Here is a 4,144-nt window from a genome sequence, read left to right as displayed (position 1 = left end):
CGGCGCGCATCCCGGCGCGCGGCCTCGCGGTCGCCCTCGGTGGCGGCGCGGCGCGCGGCACGGACGGCCCGCCGGTAGGCGCGGGTGGCCGCCAGAGCCGTGTCGAACGCGGGGACCGGAAAGCGCGCCGCGGCCCTGTCCGGCCCGGCGAGGCGGGCAAGAACGGCGTCGGCGGACACCGCCGGCGGCCATTGCGGGGACAGCCCGCAGCCGAAACGGATTTCCGCGATTTCGGGGTCGAAGCGCATGTCTGGCAACCCAGCCGGGGCACATTGCCCGGGGGGCACCATACCACCGCCGCGCAGCCGGTCCACCGGGAACGGTCAGGCAGGGGCCGCGCCGGCCATCCCCGGCCGACCTGCCCTGCTCAGTCCTCCTGCGGGATCACCCGCAGCCCGAGCTCCATCAACTGGTCGCTGGTCGGCTCGGAGGGCGCGTTCATCATCAGGTCCTCGGCCCGCTGGTTCATCGGGAACATGATGACCTCGCGGATGTTGGCCTCGTCGGCCAGCAGCATCACGATCCGGTCGATGCCCGCGGCACAGCCGCCGTGCGGCGGCGCGCCGTAGCGGAAGGCGTTGACCAGGCCCCCGAAGCGGCGGTGCACCTCCTCGGCATCATAGCCGGCCGTCTCGAACGCCTTGATCATCACGTCGAGCTTGTGGTTGCGGATCGCCCCCGAAAGGATCTCGTAGCCGTTGCACGACAGGTCGTACTGGTAGCCCAGAACCTCCAGCGGATCGCCGTCCAGCGCCGCGGCCCCGCCCTGCGGCATCGAGAACGGGTTGTGGCTGAAATCCACCTGCCCGGTCTCGTCATCCTTTTCGAACATGGGGAAATCCACGACCCAGCAGAAGGCGAAGCGATCCTGCTCGGTCAGCCCCAGCTCAGCGCCGATGACGTCGCGGGCCTTGGCGGCCACGGGTTCGAACCCCGCGGGCTTGCCGCCGAGGAAGAAGGCCGCGTCGCCCTTGCCCAGGCCCAGCTGCTGGCGGATCGCCTCGGTCCGCTCGGGGCCGATGTTCTTCGCCAGCGGGCCGGCCGCTTCGATGCCGGCCTCGCCGTCGCGCCAGAAGATGTAGCCCATGCCCGGCAGACCCTCCTTCTGCGCGAAGGCGTTCATGCGGTCGCAGAACTTGCGGCTCCCGCCGCCGGGCGCGGGGATCGCGCGCACCTCGTTGCCCTCGTGCTCGAGCATCTTCGCGAAGATCGCGAAGCCCGAGCCGCGGAAATGCTCCGACACGTCGGCCATCTTGACGGGATTGCGCAGGTCGGGCTTGTCGGTGCCGTACCACAGCGCCGCGTCGGCATAGCTGATCTGCGGCCAGTGTTTGTCGACCTTGTGACCGCCGCCGAATTCCTCGAACACCCCGTCGATCACCGGCTGCATGGTGTCGAAGATGTCCTGCTGGGTGACGAAGCTCATCTCCATGTCCAGCTGGTAGAAGTCGGTGGGCGCGCGGTCGGCGCGCGGGTCCTCGTCGCGAAAGCACGGCGCGATCTGGAAATACCGGTCGAAGCCCGACACCATGATGAGCTGCTTGAACAGCTGCGGGGCCTGCGGCAGCGCATAGAACTTGCCCGGGTGCAACCGCGACGGCACGAGGAAGTCACGCGCGCCCTCGGGCGAGGAGGCGGTGATGATCGGCGTCTGGTATTCGCGGAAGCCAGCCTCCCACATGCGCCGGCGCATCGACGCGATGACGTCCGACCGAAGGGTCATGTTGCGCTGCATGTGGTCCCGCCGCAGGTCGAGGTAGCGGTGGCGCAGGCGCGTCTCCTCGGGGTATTCCTGATCGCCGAAGACCATCAGCGGCAGTTCCAGCGAGTCGCCCAGCACCTCGATGTCGCGGATGTAGACCTCGATCTCGCCCGTGGGCAGCTTGGGGTTGATCAGGCTCTCGGCGCGGGCCTTCACCTCCCCGTCGATACGGATGCACCATTCGCTTCTTACCCGTTCCACCGCGTCGAAAACGGGGCTGTCCGGGTCGGCCAGCACCTGGGTCACGCCGAAATGGTCGCGCAGGTCCACGAACAGGACGCCGCCGTGGTCGCGGATGCGATGCACCCAGCCGGACAGGCGCACGGCTTCGCCCACGTTGGATTTCGTCAGCTCGGCGCAGGTGTGGCTGCGGAATGGGTGCATGGTGTCCTCTCTGGGGCCGGGTCGGAGCGCGGCTGCGCGTGCGCGCCGATACACCTTGCCGGGCGAGCAAAGTCAAGGGCCGGTCGTGCGCCCGCGGGCGGGGCGCGAAACCGTTTACAGGTCTCGGGATTTGCGCAAGAATACCTATCTAGATATTAACTCTTGATATCGCACGGGGCTTCGGACGCGATTAGCATCACCTTGAGACGCGCAGAGACAGCGCAAGTTAGGGGGTGAATGATGTGGGCAAAGGCTCTGGACCGGCTCCTGACGCATTTGATCCGTCAGGGCGAACTGACCGTCACGTTCCCGGACGGGACGAAGCGGCGCTATGGCCATGCCGCCGCCGGGCCGAGTGCGGCCGTCACGCTGCATGACCCGTCGCTGCCGCGCCGCATCGTGCTGTCGCCCGATCTGGCCGTCGGCGAGGGCTACATGGACGGCCAGCTGACGATCGAGGACGACGACCTGCGCGGGTTCCTGACACTCGCCATCCGCAACATCGCGGTTCAGGAACCGCCCTGGTTCCGGCGCCCGCTGGAAATGGGGCGTCACCTGTTGCGGTATCTCAACCAGTTCAACCCGGCGAGCCGCGCGCGCGCCAACGCCGCGCATCACTACGACCTGTCGGGCGATCTCTACGACCTGTTCCTCGACGCCGACCGGCAGTATTCGTGCGGCTATTTCGCGCGCCCGGACATGACCCTTGACGAGGCACAGGAGGCCAAGAAACACCACATCGCCGGCAAGCTCCTGATCGAGCCGGGAATGCGCGTGCTGGACATCGGCTGCGGCTGGGGCGGCATGGGGCTGACGCTGGCGCGCGACTACGGCGCCGAGGTCACGGGCGTCACCCTGTCGGAAGAACAGCACGCCATGGCCAACCGGCGCGCCGAGAAGGCCGGGCTGGCCGACAAGGCCGGATTCCACCTGATGGATTACCGCGACGTCGAGGGCACGTTCGATCGCGTGGTTTCGGTCGGCATGTTCGAACATGTGGGCGTGCCGCATTACCGCGAGTATTTCTCGAACGTCGAGGATCGGCTGGCGCCGGACGGCATCGCTTTGATTCACACGATCGGGCGGGCGGCGCCGCCGGGCACGACCAGCCCGTGGATCACCAAGTACATCTTTCCCGGCGGCTACGTCCCGGCGCTGTCGGAAACCATGGCCGCGGTGGAGGAGCAGGACCTCTATACCACCGACATCGAGATCTGGCGCCTGCACTACGCCGAAACGCTGCGCCACTGGCATGACCGGTTCACGGCCAACATCGACCGCGCCCGCGACCTGTACGACGAACGCTTCTGCCGGATGTGGCGGTACTACCTTCTCGCCTGCGAGCTGACCTTCCGCTACAACAAGCAGGTCGTGTTCCAGATCCAGCTTTCGCCGGTGCAGGACGCGGTGCCGTTGACACGCGACTATCTTTACCGCGACGAAGAGAGCGCCCGCCAGCACGCCGCCGAGTAGGGCATGTCACATCACCAGCCGCGCGGGGATGAGCCCACGCAGGGAATTGCCCGCGTAAAGGCGGCGTGCCGCGCGCAGGTCATCCAGGCGCAGGCGCGCCTCGCGGGCCCGGCCTTGCGCCAGCACCTCTTCACGCAGGACACCGGGCAACAGCCCGCATTCCAGCGGTGGGGTCAGCATCCCGTCGCCGGGGTCGGCGAAGATGTTGGTGATCGTGCCCTCGCAAACCTCGCCGTCCGCGTTCAGGAACACCCATTCGTCGACGCCCTCGGGCAGCGCGGCGCGGGCGCGGTCGTACAGCCCCCGCCGGGTCGTCTTGACCCTGAGCCACGGATCCCCGGCCCTCAGCGGTTGGGGCCAGAGCCCCAGGGTCCAGACGCGCCCCTCGCGCAATGGCGTGTAGGGTTGCGCCGTCGCCTCCGCCTGCCCGTCCGCGGCCACGGTCAGCCGCGCGCGCCGCGGCCCGCCCGAGCGCGGCAACGCGTCCAGCGCGGCCTCGACGCCGCGCGGCGCGATGCCCAGCCG

Annotated in this window: 3 protein-coding genes and 1 pseudogene; 1 reads left to right on the top strand and 3 read right to left on the bottom strand. The window is 68.5% G+C overall.

Annotated elements, in window-relative coordinates:
• Together CEF10_RS16605 and aspS are read right to left on the bottom strand one after the other, a co-directional pair.
• A pseudogene (locus CEF10_RS16605) lies at nucleotides 1-248 on the bottom strand (DUF1800 domain-containing protein); the annotation flags it as partial.
• A gap of 119 nt (nucleotides 249-367) precedes the next feature.
• On the bottom strand, nucleotides 368-2,146 hold the full coding sequence (aspS, locus tag CEF10_RS16600) for an aspartate--tRNA ligase (RefSeq protein ID WP_101069275.1): 1,779 nt from the start codon (nucleotides 2,144-2,146) through the stop codon (nucleotides 368-370).
• Nucleotides 2,147-2,386: 240 nt separating this feature from the next.
• Between aspS and CEF10_RS16595 the strand changes: the two genes are divergently transcribed.
• The gene (locus CEF10_RS16595; protein ID WP_101069276.1) at nucleotides 2,387-3,619 is read left to right on the top strand and encodes an SAM-dependent methyltransferase; all 1,233 of its coding nucleotides are present in this window, start codon (nucleotides 2,387-2,389) and stop codon (nucleotides 3,617-3,619) included.
• Between the two features lie 6 nt (nucleotides 3,620-3,625).
• On the opposite strand, the gene CEF10_RS16590 is transcribed toward CEF10_RS16595, so the two are convergent.
• Nucleotides 3,626-4,144 (bottom strand): aminotransferase class IV (locus tag CEF10_RS16590; RefSeq protein WP_101069274.1); only part of this gene is annotated, 519 nt, incomplete at its 5' end.

Origin of the sequence: Roseovarius salinarum, assembly GCF_002834145.1 — a bacterium.
GTDB lineage: Bacteria > Pseudomonadota > Alphaproteobacteria > Rhodobacterales > Rhodobacteraceae > Roseovarius > Roseovarius salinarum.
This window is presented reverse-complemented; position numbering and strand designations above follow the sequence as displayed.